The organism is Stenotrophomonas sp. (genome assembly GCF_035634915.1).
Lineage (GTDB): Bacteria > Pseudomonadota > Gammaproteobacteria > Xanthomonadales > Xanthomonadaceae > Stenotrophomonas.
Window position 1 is genome coordinate 106,675 of record NZ_DASQCB010000019.1, and the last position, 19,249, is coordinate 125,923.

General features: G+C 66.8%; 16 protein-coding genes. 10 read left to right on the forward strand and 6 right to left on the reverse strand.

Annotated features, from left to right (window positions below; genetic code table 11):
* Positions 1–8 precede the first annotated feature (8 nt).
* On the reverse strand, positions 9–602 hold the full coding sequence (locus VER16_RS15940; RefSeq protein ID WP_079221569.1) for a TIGR00730 family Rossman fold protein: 594 nt from the start codon (positions 600–602) through the stop codon (positions 9–11).
* Between the two features lie 102 nt (positions 603–704).
* Positions 705–2,201: an aminotransferase class III-fold pyridoxal phosphate-dependent enzyme gene (locus VER16_RS15945; RefSeq protein WP_324809675.1), complete on the reverse strand. Its 1,497-nt coding sequence runs from the start codon at positions 2,199–2,201 to the stop codon at positions 705–707.
* 248 nt (positions 2,202–2,449) lie between these two features.
* Here VER16_RS15945 and queA point away from each other — a divergent pair, with 248 nt between their 5' ends.
* The 6 genes from queA (at position 2,450) to fabV (ending at position 10,258) form a co-directional block, all read left to right on the forward strand.
* Entirely contained in the window at positions 2,450–3,481 is a 1,032-nt protein-coding gene (gene queA / locus VER16_RS15950) for a tRNA preQ1(34) S-adenosylmethionine ribosyltransferase-isomerase QueA (RefSeq protein WP_324809708.1), read from the forward strand.
* A gap of 235 nt (positions 3,482–3,716) precedes the next feature.
* Positions 3,717–4,847, forward strand: a complete 1,131-nt coding sequence (tgt, locus tag VER16_RS15955) for a tRNA guanosine(34) transglycosylase Tgt (protein WP_079221572.1) — start codon at positions 3,717–3,719, stop codon at positions 4,845–4,847.
* A 135-nt stretch (positions 4,848–4,982) separates the two neighbouring features.
* Positions 4,983–5,327 carry a preprotein translocase subunit YajC gene (gene yajC / locus VER16_RS15960; RefSeq protein WP_057498089.1) on the forward strand — a complete coding sequence of 115 codons (345 nt, stop codon included), beginning with the start codon at positions 4,983–4,985 and terminating at the stop codon, positions 5,325–5,327.
* Positions 5,328–5,388: 61 nt separating this feature from the next.
* Entirely contained in the window at positions 5,389–7,245 is a 1,857-nt protein-coding gene (secD, locus tag VER16_RS15965; protein WP_324809676.1) for a protein translocase subunit SecD, read from the forward strand.
* A 16-nt stretch (positions 7,246–7,261) separates the two neighbouring features.
* Positions 7,262–8,242: a protein translocase subunit SecF gene (secF, locus tag VER16_RS15970; RefSeq protein WP_324809677.1), complete on the forward strand. Its 981-nt coding sequence runs from the start codon at positions 7,262–7,264 to the stop codon at positions 8,240–8,242.
* 756 nt (positions 8,243–8,998) lie between these two features.
* On the forward strand, positions 8,999–10,258 hold the full coding sequence (gene fabV, locus VER16_RS15975; protein WP_324809678.1) for an enoyl-ACP reductase FabV: 1,260 nt from the start codon (positions 8,999–9,001) through the stop codon (positions 10,256–10,258).
* A 126-nt stretch (positions 10,259–10,384) separates the two neighbouring features.
* Here the strand turns inward: fabV and VER16_RS15980 are convergent, their stop codons facing one another.
* The 3 genes from VER16_RS15980 to VER16_RS15990 form a co-directional block, all read right to left on the reverse strand.
* On the reverse strand, positions 10,385–12,454 hold the full coding sequence (locus VER16_RS15980; protein ID WP_324809679.1) for an EAL domain-containing response regulator: 2,070 nt from the start codon (positions 12,452–12,454) through the stop codon (positions 10,385–10,387).
* A 91-nt stretch (positions 12,455–12,545) separates the two neighbouring features.
* Positions 12,546–13,730: an NAD(P)/FAD-dependent oxidoreductase gene (locus tag VER16_RS15985; protein ID WP_324809680.1), complete on the reverse strand. Its 1,185-nt coding sequence runs from the start codon at positions 13,728–13,730 to the stop codon at positions 12,546–12,548.
* A complete protein-coding gene (locus tag VER16_RS15990; RefSeq protein ID WP_324809681.1) occupies positions 13,727–14,275 on the reverse strand; it encodes a YaeQ family protein in 549 nt (182 codons plus the stop codon). Before VER16_RS15990 ends, VER16_RS15985 begins: the two co-directional genes overlap by 4 nt.
* A 123-nt stretch (positions 14,276–14,398) precedes the next feature.
* Here VER16_RS15990 and VER16_RS15995 point away from each other — a divergent pair, with 123 nt between their 5' ends.
* Entirely contained in the window at positions 14,399–15,286 is an 888-nt protein-coding gene (locus tag VER16_RS15995) for a pseudouridine synthase (protein ID WP_324809682.1), read from the forward strand.
* 14 nt (positions 15,287–15,300) lie between these two features.
* Here the strand turns inward: VER16_RS15995 and VER16_RS16000 are convergent, their stop codons facing one another.
* The gene (locus VER16_RS16000; RefSeq protein WP_324809683.1) at positions 15,301–15,789 is read right to left on the reverse strand and encodes a YaiI/YqxD family protein; all 489 of its coding nucleotides are present in this window, start codon (positions 15,787–15,789) and stop codon (positions 15,301–15,303) included.
* 302 nt (positions 15,790–16,091) lie between these two features.
* Between VER16_RS16000 and VER16_RS16005 the strand changes: the two genes are divergently transcribed.
* The 3 genes from VER16_RS16005 to VER16_RS16015 all read left to right on the forward strand — a co-directional run bounded on the left by VER16_RS16005 (position 16,092) and on the right by VER16_RS16015 (position 18,759).
* A complete protein-coding gene (locus tag VER16_RS16005; protein WP_004153307.1) occupies positions 16,092–16,301 on the forward strand; it encodes a cold-shock protein in 210 nt (69 codons plus the stop codon).
* 171 nt (positions 16,302–16,472) lie between these two features.
* Positions 16,473–17,162, forward strand: coding sequence for a glutathione S-transferase (locus tag VER16_RS16010; protein ID WP_324809684.1), 690 nt, complete (start codon positions 16,473–16,475; stop codon positions 17,160–17,162).
* Between the two features lie 31 nt (positions 17,163–17,193).
* A complete protein-coding gene (locus VER16_RS16015) occupies positions 17,194–18,759 on the forward strand; it encodes a protein adenylyltransferase SelO (protein WP_324809685.1) in 1,566 nt (521 codons plus the stop codon).
* The last annotated feature ends 490 nt before the right edge of the window (positions 18,760–19,249 follow it).

Below are 19,249 nucleotides of genomic sequence, written 5' to 3' on the forward strand. Positions count from 1 at the left end.
CGCGGGCATCAACGCAGCGCGGCGCGGCGCTTCTCGTCAATCCACTTGGAGGCCTGGGCTGGCTCGTACGCCTGCATCCACGCCAGCATTTCATCGATGTCCGAGCCGTACCACAGGTCCTGGCGCTGTTCCGGGTGCAGGAAGCGCTCTTCCACCATGCGGTCGATCATGCCGATCAGCGGGGCGTAGAAGCCGTCCACGTCGAGGAACGCGCAGGGCTTGTTGCCGATGCCGAGCTGGCGCCAGGTGAGCATCTCGAAGATCTCTTCCATGGTGCCGAAGCCGCCGGGCAGGGCGACGAAGCCGTCGGACAGGTCGAACATGCGCGACTTGCGCTCATGCATCGAACCGACGATTTCCAGTTCGGTGAGGCCGCGGTGGGCCACTTCCCAGTCGGCCAGCTGGCGCGGGATGACGCCGGTCACTTCACCGCCGGCGGCGAGCACGGCATTGGCAACGGTGCCCATCAGGCCGACGTTGCCGCCGCCGTACACCAGGCGCATGCCGTCACGGGCGATGCGATCGCCCAGCGCCATGGCGCGTTCGGTGTAGACCGGCTTGCTGCCAGCGTTGGAGCCACAGTAGACACAGAGGGACTTCATGGGGGATTCCTGTCTCTTGGTACGGAAACGAAAACGCCCCGCCGGCAACCGGGTCAGCGGTCGCGGGCGGGGTGTTGGTGGATTATGACGCGTTGGCGCGGGTTACGCGGCGGCGGCCTGCTCACGGCGCGGGCCTTCACGCAGGGCGCGGCCGACCAGGCCCACCAGCAGGTCCAGCTCTTCGCTGTCCATGCCGAAGTGCGGGGTGAAGCGCAGCGAGTTCTCGCCACCGTGGATCACGTTGATGCCGTGCCGGCGCAGCCATTCCTCGGTCGAGCCGGCGCCATAGCACTTGAACTGCGGGGCCAGCTCGCAGGAGAACAGCAGGCCGGTGCCCTGCACCTTGGTGATCAGCCCACCCAGCTCGCTTTTCAGCTGTTCCAGCTTGCGCACGGCCTCGGCGCCGCGTTCGGCGATGTTGGCGCGCACCTGCGGGGTCAGCTGGGCCAGGGTGGCACAGGCCACGTCAAGCGCCCGCGGGTTGCTGGTCATGGTGTTGCCGTAGATGCCCTTGCGGTACAGCTGCGCGGCATGCTCGGTCACCGCCAGCACCGACAGCGGGTACTGCGCGGCATTGAGCGCCTTGGAATAGGTTTCCATGTCCGGCGGGTCCAGGCCTTCGAAGCCCGGGTAATCCACCACCGACAGCACGCCGTGGGCGCGCAGGCCGGCCTGGATCGAATCGAGCAGCAGCAGGCTGCCGTGGGCGCGGGTCAGTTCGCGGGCCACCGCGTAGAACGCCGGCGGCACCGAACGGCCCGGGTCACCTTCGCCCATCACCGGCTCCAGGAACACCGCTTCGATGAACCACTGGTGGCGCTCGGCATCCTCGAACACCTTGCGCAGGCCGGCCTCGTCGTACGGCGCGACGGTAATCACCGAGTCCTCGCCACGGTAGCTGGCCAGGTGCTGCTGGTAGCTCTTGCGGCTGGAATCGGAATACAGCGCCGGGCGATCGGTGCGGCCGTGGAAGCTGCCCTTGATGACCACGCGCTTGATGGCGGCACTGGCATGGCGCGCGCCCAGGTCGGTCTGCAGCTTGGCGTTGACGTCGGCGATGCGTGCGGCGAGGCCGACCGCTTCGGAGCCGGAGTTCAGGCACATGAAGCGGGCGAACGGGCAGCCGCCGCGGCGGTGGCCGATTTCCTTGCGCAGGGCGCTGATGAAGCGCTGCTGCGACAGGCTCGGGGTCATGATGTTGGCCATCACCTGCGGGCGAGACATCGCTTCGAGCACCGCATCAGGGGTGTGGCCGAAGCCGAGCATGCCGTAGCCGCCCGCGTCGTACAGCACCGCACCCTTCAGGGTGACCACCCACGGGCCGCGCGCAGCCAGCGCCACGTACGGGGTCACCGCGTCATCGGCATAGAAATTGACGAAGCCGTCCTGCATCGCATCGATCTGCGCCTGCTCGTCCTGCGCCAGCAGCGGCCCCAGTTCCTGCTGCACGCGCGCGAATTCAGCGGCGGCGGCGTCCACAGCGGCAACCAGCTGCGGGTGGCGGGCGGACAGTGCGGTCAGGGTGGCGTCGTCCAGGCCGCTGGTGAGGCGGTTGCCGGGCTGGGCGCGGAGGGGGGCGAGGCGTTCGATGAAGCTCATTGCAGATCTCCTGAAACGATGGGTCGCACGGGCCTTCAAAAGCAAAACGCGCGTCATCACGCGCGCTTCGGGGGCGGACTCGTGCTGCGGACTTCCTTCCCGATGCTAGCACTTGTTTTTTTGCGCGATAACCCCGCAGAAACCTGCTGCATAGCAGCATATTGCCCGACGTTCGGTACGAAGCGCGCCGGCTCGCAGGCGCTGGACGTACAATGCGCGCCATTGTCGACCTGTTGCCGATCACTGCCTTGAAGAAGTCCGATTTCCACTACGACCTGCCGGCCGAACTGATTGCGCAGGCGCCCCTGGCCGAACGCTCGGCCAGCCGATTGATGCTGGTGCCGCCGGCGCCGGCCGCCTTCAGCGACGTGCAGGTCCGCGACCTGCCTTCGCTGCTGCAGCCGGGTGACCTGATGGTATTCAACGACACCCGGGTGATCCCGGCGCGTCTGTTCGGGCAGAAGGCCAGCGGCGGCCGCGTCGAGATCCTGATCGAGCGGCTGCTGGGTGGCCAGCAGGCGCGTGCCCAGGTCGGTGCCAGCAAGTCGCCCAAGGCGGGCAGCCGCATCGCCCTGGATGCCGGTGGCGAGGCCGAGGTGCTGGGCCGCGATGGCGAGTTCTACGTGCTGCAGTTCCACGTGCCCGAATCGCTGGAACAGTGGCTGCTGCACGCCGGCCGCCTGCCGCTGCCGCCGTACATCCAGCGCGAGCCGGGCATGGACGACCGCGAGCGCTACCAGACCGTATTCGCCCGCGAAGTGGGCGCGGTGGCCGCACCGACCGCCGGCCTGCATTTCGATGAGCCGCTGCTGGCGGCGCTGAAGGCCAAAGGTGTCGATTTCGGCCACGTCACCCTGCACGTCGGTGCGGGTACCTTCCAGCCGGTGCGCGCCGATGACCTGAAGGACCACGTGATGCACCGCGAGTGGCTGAACGTGGGTGCCGAACTGGTGCAGCAGGTGCGCCGTACCCGTGAAGCCGGCGGCCGGGTGATCGGCGTGGGCACCACCGTGGTGCGCGCGCTGGAAAGCGCGATGCGCGATGGCGAACTGCTGCCGTTTGCCGGCGAGACGCAGATCTTCATTACCCCCGGCTACCGTATCCGCAGCGTCGACGCGATGGTGACCAACTTCCACCTGCCGGAAAGCACGCTGCTGATGATGATCTCCGCGTTCGCCGGCAAGGACCGCGTGTTCGAGGCTTACCAGCACGCGATCGAGCAGCGCTACCGCTTCTTCAGCTACGGCGACGCGATGCTGCTGTTCCCGCAGGCGGGCTGACGCCCGGTAGGTGCGCACCTTGGTGCGCACGCGGGGGTGCCTGCCGGCCAGGAAGGCCACGCATGGCGTGGCTCTACTGCCCCAGGTAGGTGCGCACCTTGGTGCGCACGCGGCGGTGCCTGTCGGCCAGGAAGGCCACGCATGGCGTGGCTCTACTGCCCCAGGTAGGTGCGCACCTTGGTGCGCACGCCCTGATGGGAGACAATAGGCAACTATTTGCCTGAACGACCGCTCCATGTCCCGATTGCAGTTCCAGCTCCAGACCCGCGACGGCCGTGCCCGCCGTGGCCGCCTGACCTTCCCGCGTGGCACGGTGGAAACGCCTGCTTTCATGCCGGTGGGAACCTACGGCTCGGTCAAGGGCATCCTGCCGGACCAGGTGCGTGCGCTGGGCGCCGAGATCATCCTCGGCAACACCTTCCACCTGTACCTGCGGCCGGGCCTGGACATCATCGCCGACCATGGCGGCCTGCATGGCTTCTGCCAGTGGGACGGGCCGATCCTGACCGACTCCGGCGGTTTCCAGGTGTTCTCGCTGGCCCACCGCCGCAAGATCACCGAGCAGGGCGTGACCTTCGCCTCGCCCACCGACGGTGCCCGCGTGTTCCTGGGCCCGGAAGAGAGCATGAAGATCCAGAAAGTGCTCGATTCGGACGTGGTGATGATCTTCGACGAGTGCACCCCGTACCCGGCCACCGAGGACGTCGCCCGCCGTTCGATGGAGCTGAGCCTGCGCTGGGCGCAGCGCAGCCGCAATGCGCATGATGAACTGGGCAATGACGCGGCCCTGTTCGGTATCGTCCAGGGCGGCGTGCACACCGACCTGCGCAGCCGCTCGGCCGAGGCCCTGCAGGCCATCGGCTTTGACGGTTACGCCATCGGCGGCCTCGCCGTGGGCGAGCCGGAGCACGAGCGCAATGCCATGCTCGACCACCTGGACCCGGAGCTGCCGGGCGACCGCCCGCGCTACCTGATGGGCGTGGGCCGGCCGGAAGACCTGGTCGAGGGTGTCGCCCGTGGCGTGGACATGTTCGATTGCGTGATGCCGACCCGAAACGCCCGCAACGGCCACTATTTCACCTCGTTCGGCACCGTACGCATCCGCAACTCGCAGTATGCGCGCGATATGGACCCGATCGAGCCGGGCTGCGGCTGCGTGGCCTGCAGCGGCGGCTACACCCGCTCTTACCTGCGCCATCTGGACCGCTGCAACGAGATGCTGGCGCCCATGCTGGGCACCCTGCACAACCTCTTCTATTACGAAAAACTGATGGCCGACATCCGCGCGGCCATCGAAGCGGGAACCTTCCAGGCCTTCCGCGAGTCCTTCTATGCAGCACGCGGGGCGGTCGCACCGCCCCTGTAACCCCCGCAGCACCCCTGCCGAACGGCCCAAGGACGAACGTCCGGGGCCGTGGCATACTTCAAGGCTGACCCAGATCCGCGGTCGACACCCCCGCCCGTGAACGGACGGGAGCGCCGCCCAACCAAAGGACCAACGATGAACCTGCTTGCTTTCCTGATTCCCGCCGCCCACGCCCAGGCCGCCGGCGGCCAACCGCAGGGCATGGGCCTGACCACGCTGCTGTTCCCCATCATCCTGATCGCCATCATGTACTTCCTGATGATCCGCCCGCAGATGAAGCGGCAGAAGGAGCACAAGGCCATGCTGGAGAAGATCAAGCGTGGTGACGAAGTGCTGACCAATGGCGGCATCGCCGGCGTGGTCACCGACATCGGCGACAACTTCATCACCATCGAAGTGGCTGACAACGTGCGCATCCGCGTGCAGAAGGGCGCTGTCGGCAACGTGCTGCCGGCCGGTACCCTGAAGTCGGCCCAGTAAGCCACTCCCTTTCCGATGCACAACCGCGGCGCCGGGGATGGCGCCGCGCGGGACCCAAGCAATGCTCGAATTTCCACGCTGGAAGTACGTCGTCATCCTGATCGTACTGGCGCTCAGTACCCTGTACGCGCTGCCCAACATCTACCAGAAGGACCCGGCCGTCCAGATCACCGCCAACCGTGGCGGAACGGTCGACGACGCGCTGCGCGACCGTGTGCTGGCCGACCTGAAGAAGGCCGGTATCAGCCCGATCGGCGCCGAAAAGGAAGGGGAAAGCCTGATCGTCCGCCTGCCGGACCTGAAGGCCCAATCCGCGGCCAGCGATTCGCTGCGTGACACCGTCGGCGAGAACTACACGGTGGCCCTGAACCTGGCCTCGACCGTGCCGGACTGGCTGGCCAAGCTGGGCGGCCGCCCGATGGTGCTGGGCCTGGACCTGCAGGGTGGCGTGCACTTCGTGCTGCAGGTCGACCAGAAGGCCGCGCTGGACAAGCGCCTGGACGCCTACACCGAAGACGTGCGCAGCACCCTGCGTGACGCGCGCATTCCGTACCAGTCGGTCGAACGCCGCGCTGACAACACCATCGTGGCCAACCTGAGCCCGTCGGCCGGTGACGATGCCGCTGCCAACGCCCGCACGGCGCTGGTCAAGTCGCAGCCGACCCTGGGTTACGACGTCAGTGGCAGCCGCATCACGGTGACCATCCCGGACACCGAGATCTCGCAGATCGCCAACGGCGCCATCGAGCAGAACATCAACACCCTGCGCAATCGCGTGAACCAGCTCGGCGTGGCCGAGCCGATCATCCAGCGCCAGGGTGCCGACCGCGTGGTGGTGCAGCTGCCGGGTGTGCAGGACACCGCCGAAGCCAAGCGCATGATCGGCGCCACCGCCACCCTGGAATACCGCGCGGTGGTCGAAGGCAATGCGCAGGACGCGATCACCTCCGGGCGCATCCCGCCGGAAGCCAAGGTCTACCAGCAGCGTGATGGCCGCGGCCCGATCCTGCTGAACAAACGCGTGATCGTCACCGGCGACCAGATGGTCGGCGCACAGGCGGTGACCGACACCAACAGCGGTGCCCCGGCGGTCAGCGTGACGCTGAACAACGTCGGCGGCCAGCGCATGTTCGACTTCACCAGCGCCAACGTGAACAAGCCGATGGCCGTGGTGTACACCGAGCGCGTGCCGACCGTGACCATGGTGGATGGCCAGGAAGTGCGTGGCTTCAAGGTCAACGAGGAAGTGATCTCGGTGGCCAACATCAACGGTGTGTTCGGCAAGAACTTCCAGACCACCGGTCTGCAGAAGAAGGAAGCCGAGGACCTGGCCAAGCTGCTGAAGTCGGGTTCGCTGGCTGCGCCGATGGACTTCGTGGAAGAGCGCGTGGTCGGCCCGAGCCTGGGTGCGGAGAACGTCAAGAACGGTATCACCGCAGTGGTCTACGCGTTCCTGTTCACCCTGGTGTTCTTCAGCATCTACTACCGCATGTTCGGTGTGATCACCTCGGTCGCGATGCTGTTCAACCTGTTGATCGTGGTGTCGGTGATGTCGCTGTTCGGCGCGACGATGACCCTGCCGGGCTTTGCCGGCCTGGCGTTGTCGGTCGGCCTGTCGGTGGACGCCAACGTGCTGATCAACGAGCGTATCCGTGAAGAACTGCGTGCCGGCGTGCCGGGCAAGACCGCGATCGTGACCGGTTATGACCGCGCTTCGGGCACCATCCTCGACGCCAACCTGACCGGCCTGATCGTCGGCGTGGCCCTGTTTGCCTTCGGCACGGGCCCGCTGAAGGGCTTCGCCCTGACCATGATCATCGGTATTTTCGCTTCCATGTTCACTGCGATCACCGTGTCGCGTGCGCTGGCGACGCTGATCTACGGCCGTCGCAAGAAGCTCCAGAACGTGGCCATCTGACGGGACGACACGCACAATGAAACTGTTTCCGCTGCACATCCTCCCGAACGACACCAAGATTGATTTCATGCGCTGGCGCCATGTCGCCATGGCAGTCACGATCGCGGTGTTCATTGCTTCGGTGGCCATCATCGGCGTGAAGGGCTTCACCTTCGCGCTGGATTTCACCGGCGGCACCCTGATCGAAGCCCGCTTCGATCACCAGGTGGACGTCGAGCAGGTCCGCGAGAAGCTGGAGAGCAATGGCTTCGAAGGCGCCCAGGTGCAGAGCTACGGTGGCAACACCGATCTGCTCATCCGCCTGTCGCCGCACGGCGAGCACGCCCCCGGTACCGGCGACGCCGCTGCCGAGGACAAGGCCACCGCCGCGGCGGTGGTCAAGGCGATCAACAGTGCCGACAACCCGGTCACGATCCTGCGCAATGAGTTCGTCGGCCCGCAGATCGGCAAGGATCTGGCCAAGAACGGCCTGTACGCCACCATCTTCATGCTGGCGGGCTTCCTGATCTACATCGCGGTGCGCTTCGAGTGGAAGTTCGCGGTCACCGCCAGCATCGTGGCGCTGTTCGACCTGCTGGTGACGGTCGCCTACGTGTCCCTGCTGGGCCGCGAGTTCGACCTGAACGTGCTGGCCGGCCTGCTGTCGGTGATGGGCTTTGCGATCAACGACATCATCGTGGTGTTCGACCGCGTGCGTGAGAACTTCCGCAGCCTGCGTGCCGAGCCGATGGAGGTGCTGAACCGTTCGATCAACCAGACGCTGTCGCGTACGGTGATCACCGCGGTGATGTTCTTCCTGTCCGCCCTGGCGCTGTTCCTGTACGGCGGCAGCTCGATGGAAGGCCTGGCCGAGACGCACATGATCGGTGCAGTGATCGTGGTGCTGTCTTCGATCCTGGTGGCGGTGCCGATGCTGACCATCGGTGCGCTGCGGGTGAGCAAGCAGGATCTGCTGCCGAAGGCGAAGGACGTCGAAGCCCTGGCCCGTCGCCCGTAAGCAACCGCGCTGCGAGCAATACACGGAAAACCCCGCGCAAGCGGGGTTTTTTGTTGGCAGGGCTTGCAGCCCTGCACCTGCTTCAAGCCAGGGCAACTTCAAAAGCCGGAGCGGCATTCCGTGGGATGGCGGTGCACTGTGGGTTTGCGGGGACGGCGCAAGTACGTCCATGTAGCCTTGGTCGCCGCATCCATGCGGCTCACACCCCGCAAACCCACAGTGCCCCGCCTTCGACAGGTTCACGCGGCTGTTGGCAACGGCGCTACGCGGCTGTTGGTAGGTGTCGACCTTGGTCGACACATCTGTCAGATATCGAACGAGATCATCCGTGTCGACCAAGGTCGACACCTACCAGAGCAGAGCGCCGTTCCGACAGATCACGGAAGTCTGTCGAAGGCGGGGTGGGTCCGGTTGAGGGGGCGTGAGCCGCATGGGCCCGAGGCATGCCTCGGGCGGGTTGGGCAGGACGCCCAACCCCGGTCTTGCCGTGTGCGCAGGACAGCGCACACGAGCAAGCGGCGACCGAGCTTACAGGGACGTACTTGCAGCGTCCCCCTCAACCGGACCCCCCCGCCAACTCACGGACAGCCCGCTTTTGACGTTGCCGTTACCGTTGCACTGAGCAGGTGCAGGGCTGCAGGCCCTGCAGAAAAACCCCACCCTACGCCAGCGTCGGTTGTGCAATCAGCCCCTGCGCACTACGATCCTGCGGTTCGCGTGCGCCCCGTGCGCCGCATCTGCCAACCCGAGGTTTCCATGGTCATCAAACCGCGCGTCCGCGGCTTCATCTGCGTCACCACCCATCCGACCGGCTGCGAGGCCGCGGTCAAGCAGCAGATCGACTACATCCGCGCCCGCCCGCCGATCCAGAATGGCCCCAAGCGCGTGCTGGTCATCGGTGCGTCCACCGGCTACGGCCTGGCGGCGCGTATCACCGCGGCCTTCGGCAGTGGTGCGGCAACCCTGGGTATCTTCTTCGAACGCCCGGGCAGCGAAACCAAGCCGGGCACCGCAGGCTGGTACAACTCTGCCGCGTTCCACAAGTACGCCGACGAAGCCGGCCTGTATGCCAAGAGCATCAACGGCGATGCCTTCTCCGATGAAGTGAAGGCCAAAACCATCGAGATGATCAAGGCCGACCTCGGCCAGGTCGACCAGGTGGTCTACAGCCTGGCGGCCCCGCGCCGCAAGCACCCGAAGACCGGTGAGATCATCAGCTCCACGCTGAAGCCGATCGGCGAGCCGATCACCCTGCGTGGCCTGGATACCGACAAGGAAGTGCTGACCGAGACCCACCTGCAGCCGGCCACGGCCGAAGAGATTGCCGGCACGGTCGCAGTGATGGGCGGCGAAGACTGGCAGATGTGGATCGACGCGCTGTCCGATGCCGGCGTGCTGGCCAATGGCTGCACCACCACGGCTTTCACCTACGTGGGCGAAGAGATCACCCAGGCGATCTACTGGAACGGCTCCATCGGTGCGGCCAAGAAGGATCTGGACGACAAGGTGCTGGGCCTGCGCGCGTCGCTGGCGAAGATCGGCGGCGACGCCCGCGTCTCGGTGCTGAAGGCCGTGGTCACCCAGGCCAGCTCGGCCATCCCGACCATGCCGCTGTACCTGTCGCTGCTGTTCAAGGTGATGAAAGCGCAGGGCACGCATGAAGGCTGCATCGAGCAGCTCGACGTGCTCTACGACATCCTGTACGGCGGCAAGGCCGACGGCGTGGCCGTCGACCGCCTGCGCCACGACCTGGTCGATGGCCAGGGCCGTACCGTCGCCCTGGTGGACGAGGAAGGCCGCCTGCGCGCCGACTACAAGGAAATGACCCCGGAAGTGCAGGGCAAGGTGCTGGAGCTGTGGCCGCAGGTGACCAACGAGAACCTGTATGAGATCAGCGACCTGGCCGGCTACAAGGCCGACTTCCTGCGCCTGTTCGGTTTTGGCGTGGACGGCGTGGACTACGAGGCCGACGTCAATCCGGACGTGAAGATCAACAATCTGGTCGATCTGACCTGACACGATGAACGGTAGCGCCGGGCCATGCCCGGCGGATGCCGTGGATGCCGCTGCGTTCGCCGGGTATGCCCCGGCGCTACCTGCGCGGGCGGTGGCAGTGCCGGCCGCTGGCCGGCATCAGCGGATTCAGCCGAAATCGAAGTTCATCGACGGCAGTGCCGGCCCGACAAAGTCGCCCTGCACGTAGTCGACGCCTGCACTGAACAGCAGGGTCATCGAGTTGGCATCGCTGACGAACTCGGCGATGGTGCGGATGCCGGCTTCCTGCGCGCGCGCGGTGATCTGGGTGATCCGGTCGATGTTCTCGCGGGTGGCCGCCAGGTCGCTGGTGAAGCCACGGTCGAGCTTGAGGAACTGCGGCTCGAAGTGGGCCAGCAGCTGGAACGAATCCAGCCCCGAACCAAACTGCTCCAGGCCGATGCGGCAGCCCAGCGGCGCAACGTCGGCCAGGAACTGCTGGGCCGCACGCAGGTGGGTGAACACCTTCGCCTCCGGCGCGTGCAGCCACAGCCGTTCGCCCGCCACGCCCTGTGCCTGCAGCTGCTGGCGCAGGGTGGCGATCATCTTCGGGTCATCGAACGATTCGGGGGTGACCTTGACCAGGATCTGGGTGTCATGGCCGGCACGTGAGCGTTCGCCCAGCACGTTGATCGCCTGCGCCACCACCCAGCGGTTGATGTCGCCAAGCAGGTCATGTTCCTCGGCAATGCCGAGGAAGGCGGTCGGGCTGAGCAGCTCGCCGTTGTGTTCCAGCCGCAGGTAGGCCTCGTACAGCTCAAGCGGCTCGCCCTGCAGGTTCAGCACCGGCTGGTAATGCAGCTGGAAGCCGTCGCCGGCCAGGGCCTCGCGGATGCGAGCGACCCAGCGCTGCACGCGTTCTTCCTCGATACGGTCAACCGCGGCCGGGTCGAAGATGCGCGAGGTGTTGCCCAGTGCCGCCGCCGCCTGCGCGCATTCGCTGGCACGCGCAAGCACCTGGCCGATGCTGGCGATCTTCTCGCCCACCTGCACGCCACCGATGCTGACCGTGACCGTGGCCGAGCGCGGGCCGATGCTGAAGACGTGGGCGGCGAAACCTTCGCGGATGCGCTCGGCCAGGGCAACGGTCTGGGCGTAGGCGCCGGACTGCAGCACCGCGAAACTGTGCTCGCCAAAGCGCGCCATCCGTGCGTCGTCGCCCACCACCGCGGCCAGCTGTGCGGCCATCGCCCCGATCAGGGCGTCGGCCGAGTCCAGGCCGATGTCGGGGATCAGGCGTGCGTAATGGTCGGGCTCGATCAGCAGCAGGCCGAACTGGCCTTCGCTGCGGCCGGCCTGGGCCACGGCATCTTCCACCTGCAGCATGAAAGTGGGGCGGTTGAGCAGGCCGGTGACCTGGTCGCGCTGGCGCAGGTCCTCGACCTCGCGGGCCAGTTCCGGATCCAGTTCCAGGCGACGGCGGAACACCACCTGCAGGCAGGACTCGCCCTCGTAGGTGGCGGCGGTGAATTCCATGGTGGCGGGGAACGCGCTGCCATCCTGGTGGCGCGCGTCCAGCTGGTACTGCGGTGGCGGCGCGTCGCCACGGCTGAGCGACTTCAGCAGCTGCTTGAAGCTGTCCACGTGCTGGGCCGCGACCATGTCCAGCAGCGAGATGCCTTCGATGTCCTCGAAGTCCTCGTAGCCGAACATGTCCAGATAGGCATCGTTGGCGCGGATGTGCATGCCTTCGTGCACGTAGGCGATCGGGTCGCGCGAGGAGGCGATGAGCGCGTCGCAGCGGCGCTCGGTCTCGCGCATCTGCGCCTCGATGCGGCGCAGGCCGCGCCGTGCCTGCAGGTCGACCCACTGGTCGCGCACCACCGCCAGCAGATGCTCGTTGCGCTGGCGCAGGGCCAGGGCGCGCACCCCATTGCTGCTGGCCTGGACCAGGTCGTCCTCGTCGATGCGATCGGCCAGCAGCACCAGCGGGATGTCCTTGCCGCTGGCGGCGATGTGCTGTGCCACCAGGGGCAGCGGTATGGCCTGCGAGGGCGACGCCAGCACCAGGTCGATGGCCTGGCTGGCCAGCACCTGCGACAGTTCGGCCGAATCCTGCGGGCGCCAGGGGCGCACGGCGATGCCGCTGTTGCGCAGGGTGCTGACGATGGCTTCGGCGTTCTCGCCGCTGTCATCGACGATCAGCAACCGGATGGTGATGTCGTTCGCGTTCTGCATGCACTGCTCCCCAATCTGCAAATCTAGATACACGATGCGGGGCAGTCCGTCCATGCGCGCACCCCTTGCGAAGCTGGAACGGCGATGCGGTTCACACCACGTTGCCGGCGGCGTGGCCACTGGCCCAGGCCCACTGGAAGTTGTAGCCCCCCAGCCAGCCGGTCGCGTCCAGCACCTCGCCGACGAAATGCAGGCCGGGCACGTGCTTGGATTCCATCGTTGCCGAGGAAACATCCGCCGTGTCCACGCCGCCCAGCGTGACCTCGGCGGTACGGTAGCCTTCGGTGCCGCTGGCCACCAGCGGGAACGCCCCGAGCAGCTGCCCGGCCTGCCGCAGTACCGGTTCGTCCAGCTGCCGCACCGGGCGGTCCGGCAGCCAGTGTTCGCACAGGCGCTGGGCCAGGCGCTTGGGCAGCACCTCGGCCAGCACCGTGCGCAGTTCGGCCGCCGGGCGGTCGCGCTTCATCTGTCGCAGCCAGGCGGTCGCGTCCTGGCCGGGCAGCAGGTCCAGTTCCAGTGCATCGCCGGGCTGCCAGAACGAGGAGATCTGCAGGATGGCCGGACCGCTGACGCCACGGTGGGTGAGCAGCATGAAGTTCTGGAAGCTTCTGCCGTTGCAGCGTGCCTCGATCGGCAGGGCGACGCCGCTGAGATCGGCCAGGCGCTCCTGGTGGGTGCCACTGAGGGTCAGCGGCACCAGGCCGGCGCGGGTGGGCAACACCTGGTGGCCGAACTGGCGGGCCAGCTCATAGCCGAAGCCGGTGGCGCCCATGCTGGGGATGGACAGGCCGCCAGTGGCCACCACCAGCGAGGCGCAGTGGAACAGGCCCTGCGTGGTGTGCACGCGGAAGCCATCGCTGCCGTGCTCGATGCGCTGCACGCTGCAGTCGGTGCGGATCTGCACGCCTGCCGCCTGGCACTCATCCACCAGCATCTTCACGATCTGCTTGGAGGAGATGTCGCAGAACAGCTGCCCCAGCTCTTTTTCGTGATACGCGATGCCGTGCCTGTCCACCATCTCGATGAAGTGCCACGGCGTGTAGCGCGCCAGCGCCGACTTGCAGAAGTGCGGGTTGGCCGAGATGAAGTTGGCCGGGGTGGTGCCGGTATTGGTGAAGTTGCAGCGGCCGCCACCGGACATCAGGATCTTCTTGCCGACCTTGTTGGCGTGGTCGATCACCTGCACGTGGCGGCCGCGCTGGCCGGCGGTGATCGCGCTCATCAGCCCGGCCGCGCCGGCACCGATGACCAGCACGTCGCAGCGGATCGTGCTCATGCCTTGGCGCGCTTGCGCCAGTCCGGAATGATGTCGAGCTGGATCTGGTCGTTGAGCAGCTGCACTTCGCCATCCTGGATCAGCACGCTGAAACGCATGGCGCGCTGGATCTGCTGGCCCCACTGCTCGACGAAGGCACCGTCGAGGTCGACCACCGACAGGTTGTCGAAACGGGCCAGGGCCTTGCCCTGCTTGTTCCACCAGATCTCGGAGGCATTGCCACCGTAGTTCACCACCTGCACCTGGCGGCTGCGGTTGCAGGCCTTGCGGATGCGCGATTCATCGGGGTGGCCCAGGTCGATCCATTGCAGGATGTCGCCGGTGTAATCGTGGTTCCACAGGTCCGGCTCGTCGTCGGTGCTCAGGCCGCGGCCGAATTCCAGGCGGTCATCGGCGTTGAGGGCGAAGGCGAGCAGGCGCACCATCAGGCGCTCGTCGGTTTCCGACGGGTGCTGGGCCAGGGTCAGGTTGTGGGTCGCGTAGTAGCCGCGATCCATGTCGCTGATCTGCAGCTCGGCCTTGCGGATGGTGGCGGTGAGGGCCATGGGGAATCCGTGTACTAAAGACGACAATGATAGAGGTTTGCCGGAAGGGTGTCCGTGGCAGGAGTGTCTGCCGGGCGTCAACGATGGCACCCTTGCGCTCCTTGCCGCCGCAGAAGTGATGTGATGAACCTGCCCAGCCGCCTGCAGCTGCCACCCGGGGCCTGGCCGAACCTGCTCGACGGGTTGTGCGCACGGTTCCCGCGCATCGACCGCGCGCAGTGGCTGGACCGTTTCGCCCGCGGCCGGGTGCAGGATGTGCAGGGCAGGGCGCTGGCGGCCGACCAGCCCTGGCAGGTCGGGCTGGAGATCCTCTACTTCCGCGAGGTCGATGACGAACCTGCCATTCCGTTCAGCGAGCGCATCCTGTACCAGGATGGGCATCTGCTGGTGGCGGACAAACCGCATTACCTGCCAGTGACTCCGGCCGGTGGCTATGTACGCGAGACCCTGCTGGCGCGGCTGGTGGCGCAGACCGGCAATGCCGACCTGGTGCCGCTGCACCGGCTGGACCGGCTCACCGCCGGCCTGGTGCTGTTCTCGCAGCGGCCCGATTCGCGCGATGCCTACCAGCGCCTGTTCCGCGAGCGGCGCATCGACAAGACCTACGAAGCGCTGGCGCCGGCGCTGCCCGGCCTGCGGTTCCCGCTGCAGCGGCAGAGCCGGATCGTGGCCGGCGAGCCCTTCTTCCGCATGGCCGAAGTGCCGGGCGAGGCAAACGCGCGCACCCGGGTGGAGGTGATCGCGGCCGAAGGGACCGTCTGGCATTACCGGCTGCGGCCTGAAACCGGGCGCAAGCACCAGTTGCGGGTGCATATGGCGGCCGTGGGCGCGCCGATCCTCGGCGATGACCTGTACCCGCATCTGCAGCCGGCGGCCGATCCGTTGCAGGCGCCGCCGTTGCAGCTGCTGGCGCGGGCCCTGGCATTCCAGGACCCGCTCAGTGGCGACATGCGGTTGTTCAGCAGCGAACGTTCGCTGCGGTGGCGCGACGGCGGGGCGGGGGAAGGCTGAACAGCGTGGTTTGATCAGCGCGGCTTGATCCGGGCCAGCCATCGATCCAGTTCGGCAGCAAACAGCTGGCGATCGCGCGGGCCCAGCGGCGGCGGGCCGCCCGTCTGCACCCCGGCACCGCGCAGTTCTTCCATGAAATTGCGCATCGACAGCCGCTCGGCCATGTTGTTGGCGGTGTACAGCTGCCCGCGCGGGTTCAGGGCCACGGCTTTCTTTTCCAGCACCAGCGCCGCCAGCGGGATGTCCTGGGTGACCACCAGGTCGCCAGCGGCCACCCGTTCGACGATGGCGTTGTCGGCCACGTCCAGCCCCTGCGGCACCTGGATGGCGCGCAGCCAGCGCGAGGGCGGGGTGCGGATCCACTGGTTGGCGACCAGGGTCAGCTCCAGGCCGACGCGCTCGGCAGCGCGGAACAGGATGTCGCGAATGACAATGGGGCAGGCGTCGGCGTCGACCCAGATCCTCGGGCGGCCGTGTTCAGCTTGGGTTTCAGCTTCAGTCATCTACCCAGTGTAGGGTAGGAAAATCCTGAATAGGGACTCGGATTTAGCCTCGATCCGCTGCCAGCCCTTGCCACGCCTAGCGGGGCAGGCGATGCGAATGAATGTCAGGGCTATCGCTTTTTCCAGAAAACACGCGTATCGTTCGACCCACTGTGTTTGCTAGGGTCACCGTGAATCGTGGCCTGGTGCAGTTGATCTCACGATCCGCTCATCGATCCGCTTTACCAACGCCTGCAACTCAGTCTCGGCCCCGATTCCCGGTGGCTGCGATTTTTTCAACATGTGTTTCAGGAGTTAGTCAAATGTCTGATCGTCAGACCGGCACCGTCAAGTGGTTCAACGACGCCAAGGGCTTCGGCTTCATCACCCCGGAAAGCGGCCCGGACCTGTTCGTGCACTTCCGTGCCATCCAGGGCACCGGCTTCAAGACCCTGCAGGAAGGCCAGAAGGTCACCTTCATCGCCGTCCAGGGCCAGAAGGGTATGCAGGCTGACCAGGTGCAGGCGGTCTAATCCGTCTGCTACCGTTGGGTAGCCAGAAACGCCGGAAGCGAAAGCTTCCGGCGTTTTTTTTGCTTTTTGTAGAGTCGAGCCATGCTCGACTGCGCCATGCTCGACTGCGGTGTGAAGGCAGTCGAGCATGGCTCGACTCTACAATGGGCCATGCATTCCAAGAGCCCGCCCATGCGCATCGTCCACCACCTGGAAAACTCCCGTTCGCTGCGCGTGCTGTGGATGCTGGAAGAGCTGGGGCTGGACTACGAGCTGCGCCGCTACCCGCGCGATCCGAAGACGCTGCTGGCGCCGCCCGAGCTGCGCCAGGTGCACCCGCTGGGCAAGTCGCCGGTGCTGCAGGAGGGCGATCTGGTGCTGGCCGAATCAGGCGCCATCCTCGACTACCTGGCCGACCGCTACGACACTCAGCGCCAGCTGTCGCCCGCGCCGATGCCGGCCGAGGCGGCCGAGCGCATCGATTACCGCTACTGGCTGCACTACGCCGAAGGCTCGGCCATGCCGCCACTGCTGCTGACCCTGGTGATCGGCCGCATCCGCAGTGCGCCGATGCCGTTCTTTGCCCGCCCGATCGCCCGCAGCATCGCCGACAAGGCCGAGCGCGGGTTCATCGGCCCGCAGCGGCGCCTGCACCTGGAATGGATGGAGCGGCGGCTGGCCGAAAGCCGGTGGTTTGCGGGCGATCGGTTCACCGCCGCCGACATCCAGATGAGCTTCCCGATCCAGGCCGCGGCAGCCCGGGGTGGTGGACTGCACGACAAGCCCGCGCTGCGCAGCTTCCTCGCGCGCATCGGCGAGCGCCCGGCCTACCAGCGCGCCGAGGCCAAGGGCGGCGCCCTGCAGGCCCTGCGCGGCGATTGAGGCGCGGCCTCGCCGCCCCCATCCTGTGGGGATGGATACCAGCGCCCCCCGTTTCGACAACCGCCTGCTGACCGCCCTGCCGGGCGATCCCGAGAGCGGCCCGCGCCGCCGCGAAGTGCGCGGTGCCGCATGGTCATCGGTGATGCCGACGCCAGTGGCTGCACCGACCCTGCTGGCCTGGTCGCCGGACGTCGCCGCGCTGCTTGGCTTCGAGGCAGCCGACGTGCAGGACGATGACTTCGCCCAGGTGTTTGGCGGCAACGCGTTGTACGCCGGCATGCAGCCGTGGGCAGCCAACTACGGTGGCCACCAGTTCGGCCACTGGGCGGGCCAGCTGGGCGATGGCCGCGCGATCTCGCTGGGTGAACTGGTGGCCGCTGATGGCCGGCACTGGGAGCTGCAGCTGAAGGGCGCCGGGCCGACCCCGTACTCGCGCGGCGCAGATGGTCGCGCCGTGCTGCGCTCCTCCATCCGCGAGTTCCTGTGCAGCGAAGCGATGCATCACCTGGGCGTGCCTACCACGCGCGCGCTGTCGCTGGTCGGCAGCGGCGAGGACGTGGTGCGCGACATGTTCTACGACGGCCACCCGCGCGCCGAACCCGGTGCCATCGTCTGCCGCGTGGCACCGTCGTTCATCCGCTTCGGTACGTTCGAACTGCCGGCATCACGCGGCGAGACCGCGCTGTTGAAGCAGCTGGCCGATGCCTGCATCGCCCGCGATTTTCCCGAACTGCTGGGCGAGGGCGAGGCGCTGCATGGCGACTGGTTCGCACAGATCGCCGTGCGCACCGCCGAGCTGATGGCGCACTGGATGCGCGTCGGTTTCGTGCACGGGGTGATGAACACCGACAACCTGTCCGTGCTAGGCCTGACCATCGACTATGGCCCGTATGGCTGGGTGGAGGACTACGACCCGGACTGGACGCCGAACACCACCGATGCCCAGGGCCGGCGCTACCGCTTCGGCACCCAGCCACAGGTGGCGTACTGGAATCTCAACCGGCTTGCACAGGCGCTGTCGCCGCTGTTCGCCGACGTGCAGCCGCTGCAGGCGGGGCTGGCGGCGTTCCAGTCCACCTTCGTGGCCTGCACGCGCCGCGATGCCGCCGCCAAGCTGGGCCTGGCCGCCGCCGATGACGATGACCTGCAGCTGTACCTGCGCTGGCAGCAGCTGTTGCAGGACGGCGGGATGGACATGACGCTGGCGTGGCGCGCACTGATGCGGGTGGATGCGTCGGCGCCGGATGCCGGCGTGCTGGAGGCGGTGTACTACGACGACGCGCGCCGGCAGGCGGTGCAGGCGCCGCTGCAGCAGTGGCTGCAGGAGTATGCCGCGCGGTTGCGTGCCGATCCGCTGACGGCGGACGCACGGCTGGCGAAGATGGCGGCAGCCAATCCGCTGTACGTGCTGCGCAACTGGTTGGCGCAGGAAGCGATCGACCGGGCGGAGCAGGGCGACCTGGGCGGGGTGCATGCGCTGCAGGACGTGCTGCGTGATCCGTACACGGAGCGGCCGGGGCTGGAGCACTATGCCGGCAAGCGACCGGCGTGGGCGGATCACCGTGCCGGGTGCTCGATGCTGTCCTGCAGTTCGTAGGGGGGTGTTTTGCAGGGCTTGCAGCCCTGCACCCGCTCACTGCAACGGCAACATCAAAAGCTGGGTATCCGTGGGATGGCGGGGTGGGTCCGGTTGAGGGGGACGCCGTAAACCCATCCATGGGGGCTTGGTCGCGCCATCCATGGCGCTCACACCCCCTCAACCGGACCCACCCCGCCTTCGACCGTTTCCCGCGATCTGTCGGACATGCTCTTGGGGGGGGGGGCCGACCGTTGGTCGGCACTTGGTTGGATATCCAGGTCTGACAGATGTGTCGACCGAGGTCGACACCTACCAACAGCGCCGTTGCCAGTAGATCCACGCCATGCGTGGATGAATTCATTCGATGTCTGACAGATGTGTCGACCAAGGTCGACACCTACCAACAGCGCTGTTGCCAATGTATCCACGCCATGCGTGGATGAATTCATTCGATATCTGACAGATGTGTCGACCAAGGTCGACACCTACCAACAGCCGCGCGCAGCAA